The organism is Rhizobacter sp. P3_B12 (assembly GCF_056402895.1).
This window is the reverse complement of the sequence record NZ_JBFUGN010001342.1, coordinates 1-1294: the sequence shown is the minus strand read 5'-3', so window position 1 is coordinate 1294 and position 1294 is coordinate 1. Positions and strand designations below refer to the sequence as shown.

Annotated in this window: 1 protein-coding gene; it reads left to right on the top strand. The window is 72.3% G+C overall.

What is annotated here, in order from left to right; genetic code table 11:
- Window positions 1–30 precede the first annotated feature (30 nt).
- Window positions 31–1294, top strand: a 1264-nt coding sequence (locus AC1D01_RS35060) for a glycoside hydrolase family 16 protein (protein WP_477874187.1), incomplete at its 3' end; no start/stop codon positions are given.

Genomic DNA, 1294 nt, shown 5'->3' with positions numbered 1-1294 from the left:
CTGCGAGCTGTGCATGCCGGTCAGCGCGGCATGAAGCGCGCAGCGTGGTACCTGGCGGCGCTTGCCGCGGCGTGGCTGGGCGTGCCGGCCTGGGGTGCCGAGCCAGCGTCGGTGGTGTGGGCTGATTTCAGGACGCCCCCGGCCGGCCGCGAGCGGCCGCCGGTGACGCTTCTGCAGATCTCCGAGAAGCCCGGCGATGTCGCGGCCGACGCGCTCGGCGTCTACGACGGCGGGGTGCGCGTGTCCGGCCGCCTGAGCCGTGCGCGCGGCAGCGCGTGGAGCACGCTGGGGGTCGACGTGGGGGCGGGCCGCGGTGGGGCGGCGGTCGACCTCTCGGCCTTCCGGAACCTGCGCATCCGGCTCGTGTCGCCGACCGAACAGGTGCTTCGCATCCGCATCAAGGGCACCGACACGAAACTGCAGAACACCGGCTGCTACCCGGTGCTGCTGCAGCGGGTGCGGGGCACGATGGACATCGACATCCCGCTGGCGGTCTTCGAGCCCGAGCCCTATTGCGCCGGCAACGGCGCGAGCATCGCGCAGACCCTGCCGGCCGTCGCGAGCGTGGAGGTCACGGCCAACGAACCGTCGCCGGAGCCGGTGCGCTTCGAGCTGGGGCGCATCGAGTTCCTGAATGCCGCGGGCGACGCGGCGACCGCGGCAGCGCCGCTGCCGCCGGCGGTCGTTCCCCGCGAGATGCGGGACGGCGCATGGCGGCTCGCCTGGGCCGATGAGTTCAACGCGGCCGCGACGGTGCGGGTCGACGAGAAACGCTGGCGCGTGCACAAGGCCCCCGGCGGCGCGAGCCCGCAGTTCGACGGCAACGGCCGCTTGCTGCTGCCGCCCGCGAGCAGCCTGCGCGTGCGGCCGACGGGCGCGATGATCTACGGCCGCATCGAGTTGCGCGTGAAGCTGCCGGCCGGTGCCGCGCGCATCTCGTTGCAAGGCGCACCGCTGACATCGCTCGACTGGCTGGAAGCCGGCGAGATCGCACTGATCGAGAAGGACGGGACCGACCTCCAACTCGGCCTGTATGCGCAGGGCATCGCCGACGAGCCGGCGTTCCATGCGCCGGTGGAGTTGACGCCTTCGGGCGATGGCTTCCACCGCCTCTCGCTCGAATGGGACCCGGTGAAGATCCGATGGGCCGTCGACGACGTGGCGGTGAAAGCGGTGCTCCGCGCCGACGTGCCCGCCGGTGCGCGCGAGGTCTTCGAGCAATGGCCCTTCCTGCTGAACCTGGAAGCCGGACCGGGCACCGAGCCGATGCTCGTCGACCATGTCCGCATCTACC